The sequence below is a fragment of the Pseudovibrio sp. Tun.PSC04-5.I4 genome (assembly GCF_900104145.1).
Lineage (GTDB): Bacteria > Pseudomonadota > Alphaproteobacteria > Rhizobiales > Stappiaceae > Pseudovibrio.
The window spans coordinates 1-16,331 of the sequence record NZ_FNLB01000001.1 but is presented as its reverse complement, the minus strand read 5'-3'; the positions used below and the strand labels follow the sequence as shown (position 1 = coordinate 16,331).

The 16,331-nt window shown below is 50.2% G+C and carries 13 protein-coding genes and 2 pseudogenes; 6 read left to right on the top strand and 9 right to left on the bottom strand.

The features are described 5' to 3' along the window. Window positions 1–12: 12 nt before the first annotated feature. Window positions 13–2,373 (top strand): carbamoyltransferase HypF, encoded by a 2,361-nt coding sequence (hypF, locus tag BLS62_RS00070; protein ID WP_093174789.1) that lies wholly within the window; start codon window positions 13–15, stop codon window positions 2,371–2,373. 286 nt (window positions 2,374–2,659) lie between these two features. Beyond that, a pseudogene (locus BLS62_RS00065) lies at window positions 2,660–2,911 on the top strand (DDE-type integrase/transposase/recombinase); the annotation flags it as partial. Between the two features lie 190 nt (window positions 2,912–3,101). Here BLS62_RS00065 and BLS62_RS00060 read toward each other — a convergent pair. From BLS62_RS00060 to BLS62_RS00050, 3 genes are all read right to left on the bottom strand, one after another. Then, a complete protein-coding gene (locus tag BLS62_RS00060) occupies window positions 3,102–4,547 on the bottom strand; it encodes a carbon starvation CstA family protein (protein ID WP_093174785.1) in 1,446 nt (481 codons plus the stop codon). A 181-nt stretch (window positions 4,548–4,728) separates the two neighbouring features. Continuing rightward, a complete protein-coding gene (gene btsR / locus BLS62_RS00055; RefSeq protein ID WP_093174780.1) occupies window positions 4,729–5,439 on the bottom strand; it encodes a two-component system response regulator BtsR in 711 nt (236 codons plus the stop codon). Continuing rightward, entirely contained in the window at window positions 5,436–7,118 is a 1,683-nt protein-coding gene (locus BLS62_RS00050) for a sensor histidine kinase (RefSeq protein WP_093174777.1), read from the bottom strand. Before BLS62_RS00050 ends, btsR begins: the two co-directional genes overlap by 4 nt. A 568-nt stretch (window positions 7,119–7,686) precedes the next feature. Between BLS62_RS00050 and BLS62_RS31905 the strand changes: the two genes are divergently transcribed. Together BLS62_RS31905 and BLS62_RS31900 are read left to right on the top strand one after the other, a co-directional pair. Next, a complete protein-coding gene (locus BLS62_RS31905) occupies window positions 7,687–7,839 on the top strand; it encodes a transposase (RefSeq protein ID WP_244283428.1) in 153 nt (50 codons plus the stop codon). Between the two features lie 97 nt (window positions 7,840–7,936). Then, a pseudogene (locus BLS62_RS31900) lies at window positions 7,937–8,185 on the top strand (transposase); the annotation flags it as partial. A 441-nt stretch (window positions 8,186–8,626) separates the two neighbouring features. On the opposite strand, the gene BLS62_RS00040 reads toward BLS62_RS31900, so the two are convergent. From BLS62_RS00040 to BLS62_RS00015, 6 genes are all read right to left on the bottom strand, one after another. After that, a complete protein-coding gene (locus BLS62_RS00040) occupies window positions 8,627–10,144 on the bottom strand; it encodes an aldehyde dehydrogenase (NADP(+)) (RefSeq protein ID WP_093174773.1) in 1,518 nt (505 codons plus the stop codon). 137 nt (window positions 10,145–10,281) lie between these two features. Further along, the gene (locus BLS62_RS00035) at window positions 10,282–10,782 is read right to left on the bottom strand and encodes an isoprenylcysteine carboxyl methyltransferase family protein (RefSeq protein ID WP_093174768.1); all 501 of its coding nucleotides are present in this window, start codon (window positions 10,780–10,782) and stop codon (window positions 10,282–10,284) included. Further along, window positions 10,775–11,896 (bottom strand): type III polyketide synthase, encoded by a 1,122-nt coding sequence (locus BLS62_RS00030; RefSeq protein ID WP_093174763.1) that lies wholly within the window; start codon window positions 11,894–11,896, stop codon window positions 10,775–10,777. The genes BLS62_RS00035 and BLS62_RS00030 overlap by 8 nt, the downstream gene beginning before the upstream one ends. A gap of 142 nt (window positions 11,897–12,038) precedes the next feature. Continuing rightward, entirely contained in the window at window positions 12,039–12,551 is a 513-nt protein-coding gene (locus BLS62_RS00025) for a YgjV family protein (RefSeq protein WP_093174758.1), read from the bottom strand. Between the two features lie 260 nt (window positions 12,552–12,811). Further along, window positions 12,812–13,195, bottom strand: coding sequence for a GNAT family N-acetyltransferase (locus BLS62_RS00020; protein ID WP_208990609.1), 384 nt, complete (start codon window positions 13,193–13,195; stop codon window positions 12,812–12,814). Between the two features lie 978 nt (window positions 13,196–14,173). After that, window positions 14,174–14,914 carry a class I SAM-dependent methyltransferase gene (locus BLS62_RS00015; protein ID WP_093176844.1) on the bottom strand — a complete coding sequence of 247 codons (741 nt, stop codon included), beginning with the start codon at window positions 14,912–14,914 and terminating at the stop codon, window positions 14,174–14,176. Between the two features lie 484 nt (window positions 14,915–15,398). Here BLS62_RS00015 and BLS62_RS00010 point away from each other — a divergent pair, with 484 nt between their 5' ends. Together BLS62_RS00010 and BLS62_RS00005 are read left to right on the top strand one after the other, a co-directional pair. Continuing rightward, window positions 15,399–15,800, top strand: a complete 402-nt coding sequence (locus BLS62_RS00010) for a hypothetical protein (RefSeq protein WP_093174753.1) — start codon at window positions 15,399–15,401, stop codon at window positions 15,798–15,800. After that, window positions 15,797–16,204: a hypothetical protein gene (locus BLS62_RS00005; RefSeq protein ID WP_143521456.1), complete on the top strand. Its 408-nt coding sequence runs from the start codon at window positions 15,797–15,799 to the stop codon at window positions 16,202–16,204. Before BLS62_RS00010 ends, BLS62_RS00005 begins: the two co-directional genes overlap by 4 nt. Window positions 16,205–16,331 lie beyond the last annotated feature (127 nt).

Here is a 16,331-nt window from a genome sequence, read left to right as displayed (position 1 = left end):
ATAGGTTAAGAAATGAAGCTGAGTGTTGGAAGACGTATTCGAGTGCGTGGATTGGTGCAAGGCGTCGGATTTCGTCCCACCGTGTGGCAAATCGCTACCCAGCTTGGATTGGTTGGAACTGTCCTCAATGATGGCGAGGGCGTGCTTATCCATTTGTATGGAACGTCCTCCAACATTGACAGGTTTATTGTCCGTTTGGAGGCTGAACGGCCCCCTTTATCTCGGATTGACGTGATTGAAAGTGCCGAGCTGAAGGAAGCTTGTTCGTATATAGACTTCCAAATTATACCCAGTAAGCAAGGAAAGATCAGCACAGCGATTGTTCCTGATGCCGCGACGTGCCCTCACTGCTTGGAGGACATATTGGATCAGAATAATCGCCGTGCAGGTTATTCCTTTGCCAACTGTACGCACTGCGGGCCGCGCCTCACCATTACACGGCACTTACCTTATGACCGCAAGAACACATCCATGGCTGATTTTACCATGTGTTCAGCCTGCCAGGGCGAATATGACGACCCAGCAGACCGTAGATTTCACGCACAACCTAACGCATGCCCCCAGTGCGGCCCACGCCTGTCATTGGTGAATAACGACGGTGCCGCGATTGGCGCTCAGGAAGATTGTGAAATTCTTACGGCGGCGGCGGCACTTCTCAAAGAAGGAGTAATCCTTGCTATCAAAGGGCTGGGTGGTTTCCATCTTGCTTGTGATGCAACCAATGAAGCGGCAGTGGCCCTTTTGCGGGCCCGCAAACACCGCCCAAGCAAGCCGCTGGCGGTGACGGTAAAGTGCGTTGAAATGGCTCGCCAATATGTGAGCCTATCATCTTTGGAAGAAAAGGCGCTGATAGGGACGGCAGCCCCAATCGTTTTAGCGGACCAATCAGGGCAGGAGGGGCAATCTTCAGTCGCAAAACTTGCGGATCAGATTGCACCGGGGATAGCTCGCGTTGGTGTGATGCTGCCCTATACTCCGCTTCACCATCTTTTGCATAAGCTGTGTGACAGGCCGCTTGTAATGACCTCTGGCAACCTGTCTGGTGAACCGCAAGTTATTGAAAATGAGCAGGCACTGACGGACCTTAGCAGTGTTGCTGACGCCTTTCTTTTACATAACCGAACCATTGTTAATCGCATAGATGACTCTGTAGTACAGGTGATTGGAGACACGCTTACAGTTATGCGCCGCGCCCGTGGGTTTGCTCCGGAACCTCTGCTGCTGCCCCGCGGATTTGACTCCTGTGCGCCCGTGTTGGGCATGGGAGCTGCACTCAAAAATACATTTTGTCAGCTGAGTGACGGCCAAGCCATCGTTTCACACCACATTGGTAATCTTGACCGAGTAAGTGCACATGATGATTACAGCAAAGCGATGGCGCTTTATGGTGACACACGTCAGTTCAAACCTGCCAGCATCGCCGTGGATCTCCACCCAGACTACGCTTCCACCAAGAAGGGGGTCAGTCTCGCCCAGAAGCTGGACGTGGAATTGGTGCAAGTACAGCACCACCACGCGCATGTGGCAGCAGGCCTAGCGGAGTTTGCCTTGCCCATGGATACGAAGCCAGTTCTGGCAGTCGTGTTAGATGGGCTCGGCCTTGGGACTGATGGCCATCTTTGGGGTGGGGAATTCCTACTTGCAGATTATACCAGCTCCGAACGCCTTGGGCATTTTGAAGAGGTAGGCCTACTTGGGGGAGATAAGGCAAATCAAGAGCCTTGGCGTAACACCTATTCCCATATTCAGTGTGCAATGGGCTGGGAAGTATTTGAGCGGGATTTCGGGGATCTTGAACTGGCGAACTGGTTACAATGTAAACCGCTTTCCGTTCTGGAAACCATGCTGGAAAAGGGGCTTAATACGCCGCTCAGTTCCTCCGCTGGCAGGTTGTTTGATGCCGTAGCTGGCGCCTTGGACATTTGCAGAGCCTGCATTTCCTATGAAGGGGAAGCCGCAATGCGGTTGCAGGCCTGCGCAGAGGACTACCTTAGTAGGACTGATCTACTGGATGTTCCTACTTACCCAACTCGAGTTCAAATGGATGCCCCTGCTGTTCTGAGCTTTCGACCCCTATGGCCTGCTTTGTTAAAAGATCTTGCGGACAAACAGTCTGTTGGCTACATCGCCGCCAGATTTCACAACACGTTGGCTCGTGGGATCAGTGAGATGGCAATAGCGTTAGCCAAAGAACATCAATGCGACCATATTCTGCTGAGCGGGGGTGTTTGCCAGAACCGACTTTTAGCTAATGCGCTCCGTCAATGCATGGGAAAGAGCGGTATCAACGTCCTTTTGCCAAGCCTGTACCCTATGGGCGACGGAGGCATAAGCTTAGGGCAGGCTCTAGTCGCAGCTGCGCAAAACCAATAGAATGCACCTGCTGGAAGAGGGATCACCTTTATAGTTCCAGCTGGCGGTGTTGCATAAAGGCCCTACTGGCGGCAGAGAGCTGGCTCGGGAATTTTAGACAGGTGGTATAAGTGGATTTAGCTCCTGAAACTGGCATGATGCCCAGAACAGGAGCCCACCATGAACATGTATATTTAGTGCAGGGGTGTTGTCACATTAACTTGAAATTGTTTGCGAAAGGCCGCGGCAAGCACATTTCAAGCATCAATAATGGCAGCCATTTTCCAATGAGCAAAAGCGTTTATTCAATGAAGGCAAGTGGGTTGACCTATATCGTGTCATGGACAAGAACGGAGCCAATTGTGCTGGGCTCACCAACATCATTGGACACGACCATCGGTTCATTAAACGACTGACGACGCCGATGATAGGCTTTAAGGCCTTCCGTTCAGCCGCCACCACACTCGACGGTATTGAAAGCGCTCAGATGATCAGAAAAGGCCAACTACGTCAGGAGGATATTCCACCCTTTCGCCAGTTCATGGCGCTCGCGGGATGAATCTATCCAGTCAACAACTGTATTACACCCAAAGACAAAGTTGGCGACGCAGCCTAAACGGGACGCCCGAAGTGCGTTTACGTAGCAAAGTCAAACGACGGGAAATGTAAAATCCTAGGCAGTGTCTATGAAAAAGCCAACGCACTGAGTTTGGTCAGTGCGTTGGTTGGGTGTTTGTGGTGATTTGGGGTTATTCGCCCGGTTCTAAGATGTCTTCGGGATCAACCACTTTGCCTTTGACTTTCATTATGACAGTGATGCCTGCCAGCGCTGCAGCTGAGATGCCCGCGACGGTGGAGATTGTCATTGGCAGACCGAAGCCAAGTGTGCTTGAATTCATCAAGAAAGTGACCACAACTGTTGTCATAAACAGAGCTGGAATGGTGCAAATCCAATGCAGCTTGTTGTGGCGCAGCAGGTAGGCCGCCGCAGTCCAGAGCATCATGGTTGCTGTTGCTTGGTTTGCGACACCGAAGTAGCGCCAGATAATGCCGAAGTCGACCTGAGTGAGAAGGGCACCGCCAACAAACAAGGGCAGAGCAAGCAACAAACGCTTAGGCAGCTTGTTCTGTGGCATTTCGAAGAATTCTGCCATGATCAAGCGGGCAGAGCGGAACGCGGTATCGCCGGAGGTGATTGGCAGAACAATCACACCAAGAACGGCCAGGTAGCCGCCAACTGTACCAAGCAGACCGTTTGATGCTTCATAAACGACGTTCGCTGGGTTGCCAGCCATGCCTTCAGCGAGGCCTTCAACACCGTCGAAGAAAGACAATGCAATCGCACACCAGATAAGAGCGATAATGCCTTCACCGATCATTGCACCATAGAATACGAAACGACCATTTCGTTCGTTTTCCATGCAACGTGCCATCAAAGGAGACTGGGTCGCATGGAAACCTGAGATTGCACCACACGCGATGGTGATGAACAGAGCTGGCCACAAAGGCATGTCGTTCGGGTTCAGATTGAGAAAGAAGTCACTGGCTTCTACGCCTGGCAACATGGAATGTTCGCTGGAGAGCGCAAGAGCGACAGTCAGGCCAACAGACATGAACACCAGCAACGCACCAAAGAACGGATAGAAGCGGCCAATGATTTTGTCGACAGGAACAATTGTTGCAACAAGGTAGTAGGCAAAGATGCAAATCAGGAAGATGGTGACATCAACACCTGTCAGGCGACCCAAAAGGCTGGCAGGAGCAGAAACAAACACAACACCAACCAGCAACAGCAGGATGAGCGCGAAGATGTTCATAAAATGCTTTGCACCAGTTCCAAGGTACTTACCGGCAAGGTTTGGAACGGACTGACCGCCATTACGCACAGACAGCATACCTGAGAAGTAATCGTGCACCGCGCCAGCAAAAATACAGCCAAGCACAATCCAGAGCATGGCAGAAACGCCGTACATCGCACCAAGGATCGGGCCGAAGATCGGACCAACGCCAGCGATGTTCAGCAACTGAACCAGATAGACCTTAGGTGTTGACATCGGAACGTAATCAACACCGTCGGTTTGCGCATGCGCCGGTGTTTGGCGTCCAGGGCGTGCCCCAAAAACTTTTTCAACGAATGTGCCGTAGACAAAGTAGCCTACTAGCAGAAGTCCAACACTAAAGAGAAACCACAACATTTCTTCTTCCTCCTATTTCTTTGGGTAGGAGTAAAACGGTTTCAAGGGTTTGATGTTGAGGTTTCAGCTAAGCGGCATGCTGGGAGGCTAAGCGGTAATAATCGTAGATAAGCGGTCCGCGGCACATGTCCTGTTTCAAGAAAATTTGATTCGAATTGAGAAACCGTTGTTTTGGCTTGGTTCAGGCATAGCCAAACACCTGTTTTACACTTCGCAAATAACGCCGCGAAACCGGAATTTTCGTGCCGCTATGAGTGATGACTTCCGCTCCGGTCTCCAGCAATGTGATTTCGGCAATCGTATCGCGGGAAACAAGGTACTGGCGATGGGATCGCACCAACGGCGTTTTCTGTTCCAGAACCTTCAAGGTGAGTTGTGTGTGCACGTATTCGTTTGTGGTGGCAACGTGAATGCCGCTGAGGTCGCTGAAGACATATTCCACGTTGGCGAGCGGAATAACCTTCAGGCGATTGCCGATGTAACAGGGCAAGTGAGTAAGTTGCTGCGGGGTGATGTCCTGTAACATTTGAGGACGTAAATCGACCCTAATCCGGTTGAGCGTTTTCGCCAGACGTTCCTCTTCAACCGGCTTCAGAAGATAATCATAGGCGTGATGTTCAAAGGCCTTGATGGCGTACTCGTCATAGGCCGTTGAAAAAACGATCCGTGGCATAGTTTCCGGGTCGAGCATTGCAATCAGCTCAATTCCCGAAATGCGTGGCATTTGGATATCTAAAAACACCAGTTGAGGCTTCAGCTTATTGATGGTGCTGAGAGCTTCAATCGCGTTGCTGCATTCTCCGATAACCTCGATGTTCCCGGCTTTATCCAGCAGCTCAACAAGCTCTTCGCGGGCGTAGGGTTCATCATCAACCACAAGACAGGTGATCATTGCGCAGCCTCCAGATCATGTTGAGGCACGCGGATACTCACCCGTGTAAACAGATCATCTTCCCATTCAATGGAAAGGCCATAGTCCTCACCCCATTGTTTCTTAAGCCGCTTATCGACGAGGGACATGCCAAGACCCTCCTTGTCTTTTGGAGGAACATACAATCCTGCATTGTCTTCGACGCGCAGTTCAATAGCATCATCTTGAATATGGCCACTGATATGAATGTGGCCCTGATTTACACTTTGTGAAATGCCGTGTTTGATGGCGTTCTCGATAATTGGTTGGAGCGTGAAGGCGGGGACCTGAATATTGTGAAGCTTTGTCGGCAGATCAATCTCCACACTCAGTTTGTCCGCAAACCGTGCTTTTTCAATCGCCAGATACGCATCAATGTGGTCAAGCTCATCGCTCAGCGACACAAGGCCGGATGTGCGTTTTAGATTGATGCGGAGGAATTTGGAAAACTGCAGGAGCAAAAAACGAGCTTTCACAGGATCACGCTTCGTAATAATTGCAATAGTATTGAGCGTGTTGAATAGGAAATGCGGATTCACCTGAGCCTGCAACAACTTAAGTTCAGCACACGTCAGCAGGTTTTGTTTCTCTTCCAGCTCCCCATAAAGGATCTGGTTGGAAAGTAACTTGGCAATACCTTCTCCAAGAGTCCGGTTGATGTTGAGGAACATTTTGTTCTTCTGCTCATACATTTTGATGGTGCCAATCACCTCGGTATCGCTGCGGAGTGGAATAACCAGACATGACCCCAGTTTGCAACACTGAGAGATTGAGCAGCCGTAGGGCACCTCAACACCGTTTGCATACATAACTGTGTTGTGCGTAATCGCATCCAGCGTCAACCGAGAGGAAATCGGCGTTCCGGGAATGTGATGATCTGATCCACTGCCGGTAAAGGCCAGCAACTTATATCTATCGGTTATGGCAACGGCGCCAACTTTCGTTTCCTCACTCACAATCCTGGCGACTTTGGCCGACGATGTCTCATTGAGGCCCTTGGCCAGAACTCCGACACACCGTTCTGCAATCTTGAGCGCTTGACTGGAAAATGCGGAGGAAAGCTTGTCGAACATGGTCTTCTGATCGCGAACAATGCTCATGAAGAGCGCCGCCCCTAAGGAATTCACCAGAAGCATCGGAATAGCAATTTGCTGGACTAACTCAAATGCATGGTCAAACGGGCGCGCAACTGCCAGAATGATGAGCATCTGCATTGCCTCGGCAGCCAACGTCAGCCAGAACACGAAGAGGGGCCGGAACAGAAGAGCGCCCTTGTTTTGTTGGCGCAAATACAGAGCCGCAGCACCCGTCAATAGCCCTTCAGAAGTGGTGGAAATGGTGCAGGCCAGATCGGTAAAACCGCCAAAGCTGTAGCGATGCAGGCCTCCTGTAATGCCCACCAGCAAGCCCGTGATCGGTCCGCCAAGCAGACCGCCGAGCACGGCTCCCATGGCACGTGTGTTCGCAATCGCTCCGTTAACCTGCTCACCGAAATAAGTTGCGATAATGCAAAAGCCGGAAAACACGAAGTAAATTAGGACCTTATGCGGGAGGCGGGGTGCATCCTCCGTGAATATCTTGAACAGCGGCGTCTTGCTGACCAGATATACAATAACGAGATAGACACACATCTGTTGCAGCAGAAGAAGGATCAGCGCCATGGACAACAAGCTTCTTTGTCGGTTATTTATGTTGTTGTCTGAAGCAACTGCCAGATAATTGAAGCCTATGCAAAGACTTCAATCAAATCCTAAGAAAAGCTAGGAATGGACAGGCTCTGAATTAATGGAAAGACGCAGCGTTCCTGCCTAATTTGGAACTTGCTTACAGATAGCCCTTACCCGTTGAGTTCAGCTCGCTTAAAATGCACGAACTTGGCCCAGTGGCCCCGAAGCTGCAAAATTGGCCTCGTTTCAGAACAACTGAAGAACATGCGCGAGTAACTGTCGTTCGCGACGTGGGGTATAACGGCCTTGCTGCACAAATCCGCCTCCAGCGTGTATGTAGGCAGCCTATTTTTTGGTCAGGTAGTCTTTTCATGCCCTTCAAACATAATGCTGCTCGGCGGGAGATATTTACAAAAACCGGATATCGTCTCACCAACTGGCCAGAGTCTAACGAAAGTCTTCGCCAGCGCTGAGATGTGAGCGTTTGAATCGATGAGGACATTGCCAGGTTTATTGGCACGCCCCACACAGCAAGCGCCGCGGTCGTCCTACCAAATTCTCAGTGCTTGCCATCGAAACCTGTTTGCAGGTGAGGTCATTATTCGGTCTCGCGCTTCGCCCGATCCAAGGATTTGCACGCTCTCTGTTTCGCCTGATACAACTGGACCTGCCTGTTTCTGATTTTCTACGCTGTCGCGTCGGACGGAAGGTTTGAAGCTGACAAAGCTGCGGGCTACACGCATAGCTGAACCGGCTCATCTAGTAATAGACAGCACAGGACTAAAGGTCTTTGGGCGGGTGAATGGCAGAGAACCAAGATAAAACGCAGAAACTGGCGCAAACTGCATCTGGGGACAGAGCTGAATACGCGCAAAATCCTGTGCGGTGAGTTGACGGAAGAGAGCGTTGACGAGCCGTCAGCCCTAACGGATTTGTTGGATCAAATTGACGACACGGTGGCGAAGTTTCTGGGTGATGGCGCTTACGACGGCGAGCCAACCAGACAAGAATTGGCAGAGTGCTTTGAAAGTGTTGAGGTTGTTATTCCATCGCCTAAATAGGCAATCCTCAGTCGAGACACTGAGACTGACCTGACATCGCGTGACGCGCATATCCTTGCAATTCAAAAGTGCGGCAGAATGGACTGGCAGAAATACACCTGATACGGGCAGCGGGCGCGAGGTGAAACCCCGATGGGTCGTTTAAAGCGGGTGGTCGGGGGAAAACTGAGCTCAAGAAACTTTAAACATCAGAGGATAGAAGCGCAAATTGGCGTTGCTGTTCTAAATAAAATAACGTCCTTCGGACAGCCGCCGTTCGAAAGGGTTTCAGGACACCTCAATTTATGGGTTTGGGCAAGCCGCAATCTAAATTGGAGTTGTGCAACACGGCCGAGGTACCCTGAAAAACCTGGCAGCCTAACCACTCCAGAGCGACCAGTAGACGAAGAAAAGCCCTGAACAGCTACGTTCAGGGCTATTGATGGTTATATTGAGACAGCTTTACGCCATTTCCTCGACTTCAAAACTGGAGACCAACTCCAGCGGAATGTCCTGATAACTTACTGGACGTAGGAAGCGGCGGATTGCCATGGTGCCCACAGAGGTTGCGCCAAAGTTGGTGGAAGCCGGGTACGGACCGCCATGAACCATCGCATCACAAACTTCAACACCGGTTGGGAACCCATTGGCAAGCACGCGGCCAGCTTTACGCTCCAGAAGCGGCATCAATTTGCGGGCATCAGCATAATCGGCAGCATCCACATGAACGGAACAAGTCAACTGACCTTCGATTTGCTTGGCGACATCGTGCATCTGATCAAGGTTTTCCAGTTTGACGACGATGCCGAGTGGCCCAAATACTTCTTCTTGCAGCTCTTTGTTTTTAAGCCAGTTAGCAGCGTCGGTCACGAACATGTAAGGCTTAGCGCCGCGTGTTGTGCAAGCTGTGCCTACCAACTCTTCTACGCCGGCTTCGTCTGCGATTTTGGCCGAGCTTGCACGATAGGCTGCGGCAATGCCGTCTGTGAGCATTGGTTGTTCGCCAGCTGCTTCCAGTGCGCCTTTTGCTTTGGCGATGAAGGCATCTGTATCCGGACCATCAACCACGAGCATGACGCCTGGATTGGTACAGAACTGACCTGCACCCATGCACAGAGAACCAGCCCAACCAGCGGCAATTGCTTCGCCGCGGCTGGCGAGAGCATTGGGGAACAGGAAGGAAGGGTTGACAGAGCCCAGTTCACCAAAGAACGGGATAGGCTCAGGGCGAGAAACACAAAGGTCAAACAAAGCGCGGCCACCAGCTAGTGACCCGGTAAACCCAACTGCTTTGATCAATGGATGCTTGACAAGGGCTGTACCAACTTCGCGGCTGCCACCTTGTACCAGTGAGAAAACGCCGGGATGCATGCCGCAGGATTTGATTGCCGCGTCAATGGCTTGGGCTACCAGCTCAGCAGTACCCGGATGAGCTTCATGGCCTTTGACAACAACCGGACACCCTGCTGCAAGGGCGGACGCTGTGTCTCCGCCGGCAGTGGAGAAGGCCAAAGGGAAGTTGGAGGCGCCAAATACAGCAACCGGCCCAACAGGGCGCTGGCTCAAACGAATATCAGGACGTGGAAGCGGCGCGCGGTCTGGTATAGCTTTATCATGAGCCAGATCGAGGTAATCGCCTTTTTCAATATGATCAGCGAACAGGCGCAACTGACCAACGGTGCGACCGCGCTCACCATTGAGGCGCATTTCTGGAAGGCCAGTTTCAGCACAGCCAACCTTGGTGATTTCCGCACCGCGTGCGTCGATTTCCTCAGCGATTTTGCGAATGAAGGTGGCGCGCTCTGAACGGGAGGACCAGCCAAAGCTCATAAAAGCGTCTTCTGCGCCTTGAACGGCTTTGTCGATCAGTTCAGCAGTGCCACAGGAATAAGAGCTGGCGTCACCTGAGTACGGAGTGGACTGGAATTTCTGGGTGTTATCGACCCATTTTCCAGCGATAAGATGGCAACCTGTTAGCATGATGACCTCGGCACAAAAACTTTGATAAGTCAGATTAGCGAGCAACCGTGATCAACTCGCATGGTAATTGGATAGTGATATATCACTATGTTTTATCCAGTTCAAGCACTTAACTAAGTTTTACGGAGAAACTCATGTTACCTGAGGTCTACCAGAGCTTCATCTTCCACGCGAATGCGCAGAGCGAGTATTGCGCCATTTATGCCGGAAAACAGAAAGGCAACGGGGAATAAACCCAAAACCATCGGTGCGGTGAAGATCTCCAATGCCACAAGAAGATAGTTGGGGTGCTTTATGAAGGCGAATGGACCCCTTTTCACCAAAGGCTCCTTGAGCACAATAATGCGTGTTGTCCATCTGGAACCAAGAGACAACAAAATCCATAATCGAAAAATCTGTAGGCCCGCAAAAATATAGAGCCACGGCATTGCGACCGGTTTGTTGTAACCCAGAACAACAAGTGAAAGTATCCATGCCACATGAACGCTCACAACAAGCGGATAGTGGCTGGCACCAACTTCACGGGCTCCTTTTTTTAGCAACCTAGCCGTGTTGCGTTTTGCGATTACGAGCTCAGAAAGGCGTTGAACGACGATAAACGCGAGGAAGAGCAGGGCGGGTAGCGAGGCATCAGGCATTGATTACTCCTGTTGGCTCAGTGTGATCGGTGGCAAGGCTTGCAGATGATGATGGCTGCGCCACAACCGTGATTGGGAGGAACGAGGCAGTAAAACCCGGGCCGAGTGCGCACATCATCATCAGACCTGGTTTTGGTTGTTCCAGCACGCGTTCTAAAACAAACAGAGCAGTCGGTGCTGACATGTTGCCATAATCCCGTAATACCTCTCGTTCCGCATCAAGGGAATTGGAGGGCAGGTCCAGTGCTTGCTCCAACGCTTGAACAACCTTAGCGCCGCCGGGATGACAGACAAACCGGGTAAGATCCTGCATGGACAACCCTTGCGCTGATAACCTGCGATCCGTCACATCTTTGAAATGGTCTCTAGCAAAGTCAGGAATGGACCGATCAAACACCACACCAAGCCCGCTCTCATCTACATTCCAGCCCATAATGTTGAGTGTATCGGGCCAAATCTCCTGCTGGCCCGAACCCAGCTCTATAGTTTTGCGCGTGTCTTCTGGCATGTTGGTGGAAAGGCATGCAGCTGCAGCGCCGTCCCCAAACAATACAGTTGCGATGATATCAGCCTTGGTGAGACGATCAGACCGGAATGAGAGCGTGCAGGCTTCCAGTGCAACCAGCAGTACGTTGGTACCGGGTTTGGCTTGGGCAAGCTCGCGCGCGATTGCCATGCCGGATACACCGCCAGCGCAACCGAGGCCGAAAACCGGAACCCGCAGAATATCCTGCCGAAACCCCATTTGGCTCCATGCCTGTGCTTCCAATGTTGGGGTGGCAATGCCAGTGGATGAAACTGTTACGATTGTGTCTATGTCTTGTGCACGCAGGCCTGCCTTCAAGAGCGCTCTTCGGGCAGCATCAATAAACAGTTCTGTTCCACCGCGTAGGTACACCTCATTGCGTGTCCGCCAGTTTTGTGGTTCTAAAAACCATTCCAGCGGCGCAAGAGAATAGCGTTTTTCAACGCCTGCATTTAAAAAAGTGCCAGACATGCGCTCAAACTGGGCGAACTTTGGACCGAGGATGCGGCGTGCATACTCCAACACCAGGTTCTGAGTTAATTCGTAGGGCGGCACCGCTGTCGCAAGGCCGGTCAGATAAACGGGCATTCGGCTCTCCAACCCTGATTTATTGTTATGCCATTTCTGCTCTTCAACGTTATAGGCGGTGAACAAACCTCTGAAAATCCGGCGTTTTTTAGGGTTGTTTTGCTGGGGATGGATTGTTGGTGTGAAAAGGTGGAGGGTTTTATCAGGCTTGGTTAAGCACTTCCTTATTTGTGGCCGTTTTCATGCGATAAATGGTTACGAGCAACAGTGTGCCGTTTGTCAGGTCATTTATTGCGCCGCCCCAGGACCCGACGATGACAGCATTTGAACACCAGAGGGCAGCACCAACCAGCATGACAACGCGCATACGGATGCCGCTTAAGCAGAACATGGCATAGCCGTTGAGGAGGGAGGCAGACCATGGTAAAAGGTCGAAGGGAGAGTCATAAATGGCAAGGCTCATCAGCGTTTGCACAATAGCAAAGCCAAAAAACCAGCGATTTCCTTTGTATTTCAACGATATTAAGGATCGCAAACCGCTAAGCGCAAGGCTTAGACCAGCAACATATGCACCCAGTAATACGTAGTGTATGCAAAACAGACTGGCGCTGAGGAAAATCAGGCTGCGGAGCAACTGATCTCGGGAAGTTGAAAAGCCAACCATGTTGACTGCAAAAGCCGTTATACCAAGGGCTTGAATAATATAGAGATCCATATGTCGGCGTCTTTCGTCTGGGACGAAGACATTAAGCCGAAAAAGGATTTCGCCGCGTCTGTATTATCGCGAAGAATACTGGCTAGAGTTCAGAAAAAGCGCATACTTTACGAACTTATGCCTCCAGGAGACGTGTATATTTGTGCAGGGTCAGCGTTTGGTCGTTCAGTTGAACAGATTTGGTGCCTGTCGCGTCCTGTTGGAAGCCACAGGCTTGAGGACGCTTGAGGATGCCGGATTATTAACTGCGGCAAAGGCGATTAGGAGGACGGCCCGCCTTCCGCCTTCAAATGTTGAATAAGCGCGAGGGTTGAGGCTTTGGCAAATCCCTTCCCGCCGAATGCTTCTCCGATGCGATAGCCGAGTTCTGCACCTCCATCAGTACTAGCGCCTGCTGCACGCAGATTAATTCTGCCGATCAGTTGGTACTCTTCGTTTCTAACGAGGAAAAAATGATCCTCGTCCATAACAAGCTCGCGGATAATCTCTTTGAGGCTTTCCAGTTCAAAATAGTCTTCGGTGCGAGCTGGAACCCATTTCTCAAAGAAAGACTTATTGGCTCTTTCAAATTTCAGTAAATCAATGGCATCACTCTCGGCCAACTCATGAATGTGTACCGTTTGCGGAATTGGAATTGTTGCCATGGAAATATCTTCTCGAAATATTGGGTTCGTCCAACCATACCCATGCAACAGAAAGTGAAACCCCCTCACACGGATGTGCGAGGGAGTAATCCTCCCGTTATTGGATGAGTTTGGCAGTAGAGTTATGCTGCCAAACTCATTTTGGTTGCGGGTGTAACACCGCGGATGACCATGATGAGCTGTTCGGTATTGTAAGGTCAGAGCCAATTGGTTGTTTCCGTCTGGGCTTGTTGATCGTTGCAAAACAATTTTGATCCAGTCATTCCTGCCGAACAGTCCGGCTAAAACGCTCTATATATGCATCCTGCGCTGGTTGGCCGGCTAAATATGCAAAATCCTGATGCCCTGATTTCTACCCGGAACAACAATAGTTCACTGATCTTCTCGGGCCCATTGCCAACCCGATTGGTCTCAGGCATCCCACTCATTCCGTCACTTGTTTCAAAGCACGTATGATCCGCAGTGCTGGGAATGAAATACCCACTTCAATAGCCGGTCTCTCCCAGTTGAAGTCATCAAGGATATTCAAAGTTCTGAACCGTCGTCCTTTTTGTCAGACATGAAGTCCATTGGCCAAACTAGATTGGTTGTTGCCGGAGCTTCTAACTTATTCGGCTTATCCCGTTTCTGCCGCTTACGTGGTTTGGTCCGAAGGTTTAGCTCCAAATACTGGTAAATGCGGCAAGCTCGCTCATAGCGATAACACTGTTGGTTTACTCCCAAGAAATCGATATCTGCTTGTTGCCACGGCTGTGCGGGTTATCTCTTTACGTTGAGATGGACTTCGTCCTTTTTCCCAGAGCTTCTTTCAAAAATTCTCTTGTAGGATGAGCTCCGCGTACATTTCATGAAGCGGCGAAGCTCGTCCTCTGTCGATCTTATCGACTCGATCAAAGATTGGGGAATTGCCAGTTGACCGGTGCCTTATTCATTGGCTCTGGCATCCGCTTTGCCTTCGCTCGTATTGAGCGCCGAGGCCTACGCTTTTCTTCCAATCGGGATGATCTCACGAGAAGCCGGATTGTACGGCTCGCCCGTCCACTCTCCTAGCCATTCATCTACGTGCAGGCCCGCCTGTTTTATCAGAGCCTTGATCTTGTTTTGATTGGTGTATTTGATCTGAGAGGGTGCACTATAGACCTCGCCCGTCTCCAGATGTTTGTAGACATTAACGAAACTGAGGATACGATTTTCCTCATCGTACTCGGAGATGTTCCAGCTTTCGATTTCACCGAGATCTGGATGCACACGACACTGCAGTGTTTCGTGTTTTTCTCTTGTCTTGCGGCCCCCAAAATCCGGGTTGCGGGTGTCAAAGATAAAGCGCCCATTGGGAGAGAGGTGTTTTGCTATGCAGTTCAAAGCGGACAGTTGGTCTTTTTCATTCAGGAAAAACTGAAAGGAGTGGCCCGTCAAGACTACAAGATCGAAATGCTCATTGAGAGAGAAGTTGCGCGCATCGCCTTCAATCCACGTCACATTTTCTCCCCCCGCTCTAGCTCTCGCAATATCCAACATTGCTGTGGCGGGGTCCAACCCAACGACGTGTCGTCCTTTTGTGAGCTGAACAGTGAGCTCACCCGTTCCGCAGCCTAAGTCCAAAATTGAACGGGCGTTTGCTGCCTGAGCTTTGCAAAAATCATAGTCAGAGCGGACAACTTCACCAAGCTCATAAAACTGTGCAACGGAAGGGTCAGTAAAGATTGTGTGGTGAATCATCTGAATGAATGGCTTTCGATATAGGGGCAAAAAAGAGTTTAGTTCGCTCCCTGTCTCTGAACAAGACTTGGACAAGTCTGGATAACCTTTGGATTCACAAAAAAAATAAATGCGTGCTGCATTGCTGAAATAAATTAAACGCACATGGCTTCAGAGCGAACAGTAAAAATATAATGATGAATATTGTTCACATTTGGTGATGTGCAAAATTGACCTAGAGTAAGAAAATCAAAGGCCTGAATATATTTACGAGATATAGCAATTCATCAATCACTCCAGCTTGATGAATTTGGATCAACTAGAAATTTTATATTTATTTTCCTTTTGCGATTGCAAAATTTGCATGAAGACCATTCAGTGGGCAGGATTTTTGGAGGTAGTGTTGATAAATATACTTAGTGATGATTAATATCATCCCGCATAATTACTAGCTTTGAATTTGCAAATTTGTCATCTCAGGATGTTTTGGGAGAGGGAACTTATTATGAAGGCTACTCGTTACGTCGTTCAAGACCTTATTAAGGCAGAGACACCTACAGACAGATACGCGCAGAATTACAAGTTCATCGAGCAACTGATGGTTGAAATTAAAGAGCATCGGCTATTTTCTCACCCGGTGATTTCTGATCTTCAAAACGGCGTTTTATCTAAAGCTGCTGTCACAGATCTACACATGGATTTTCGTCTGCTCACCAAACAGTTCACTGATGTGATTTTGATGGCGCAGTTTTTGACGCGTGAAATTGATAGCAAACGGAACATGGACCATATGTCCGCGCGGTTCCTTATCACGCTGAATCTTCTTGATGAACTCGGCTTTTATGCCGGTCAGGGTGATTATGAAGGAACACCAAACACTCACATTACCTCTTGTTTGAGCAGGTGATTGATCAACTGGGTGTACCTCGCGAAGGCCGTGATGCTTACAAATGCGGCGCCCCAGCTGTAGAACTTCACCGCTATGTTGAGGAAATCATGAATGATTTCCTTGGCGTCCTGATGTACATCGCGGTGACAGAAGAAGAGGCCATGGTGTACAGCCCACCAATGCGCGAGGCTGCTCGTGCAGTCGGTGTCTCCGTCGATGCGGGATACTACAATGCTCACGGAAGTAGCTCAGATGATGAGACCGACGCTGAAGACGATGAGCATCAGAATGATATCCTTGTTATTCTGTCTCAGTTCATGATGCCAGAAGACCATGCCCGTGCGCACGAACTCGCTTTTGCGTTCTGTGATCGCTGGTGTGCTTTCTGGGAAAACCAGTATGCTGTACAAGAAGCTGCGTAGCCGTTGATAACTCAGGGCGGATTTATGTCTGCCCTGAGTTTGGCGAGGCGGTGACCGCAATTGTGGTTCCAGAATCCGGAAAAACCCCTAACCTTGGAGGGATTATGACTTCTGTTCGTCTTGTGAT